This is a genomic window from Blautia glucerasea (genome assembly GCF_020537505.1).
GTDB lineage: Bacteria > Bacillota > Clostridia > Lachnospirales > Lachnospiraceae > Blautia_A.
Window position 1 is genome coordinate 1 of record NZ_JAJBMO010000118.1, and the last position, 437, is coordinate 437.

Genomic DNA, 437 nt, shown 5'->3' on the forward strand with positions numbered 1-437 from the left:
TTATGCCCAGCACCATTTTTCTTTTAAAACTTCTTTTCTTTTTATTTTCTTCAAAATCAACAAAAATCTGACTGTGTTCCAACCTCGTTTTTCCAGGATCTTTGCCAGTTTTTTCAAATTCATGCATGCAAAGATAAGCCCGGCTTTCATTTCCATCCGTGCTTTTCCTACATACTGTGTATATCGAAATCCATGCTGTTCTTTCGCTGTACCGAAGATCCGCTCTATGGTTTCTTTTCTTAACTGGTAGATCTGTCTGTTTCCGATCGTGTGCCGAATGTCTTCTGCCACTTCCATATATTCTTCCCATATATGACGTGTGATCAGTTTTACATGATCCTTACTTTCTGTGCATTTTGAAAGACATTGGCATTCAGCACAATGTTCACCGCAGCTTTTATACTCTTTATATCCACTTCTGTTTGTTGTACTGTATG

The 437-nt window shown here is 38.0% G+C and carries 1 protein-coding gene; it reads right to left on the reverse strand.

The window, feature by feature from the left end:
* A partial coding sequence (locus LIQ05_RS19525) for a transposase (RefSeq protein ID WP_416386010.1) occupies positions 1 to 437 on the reverse strand: 437 nt, incomplete at its 5' end.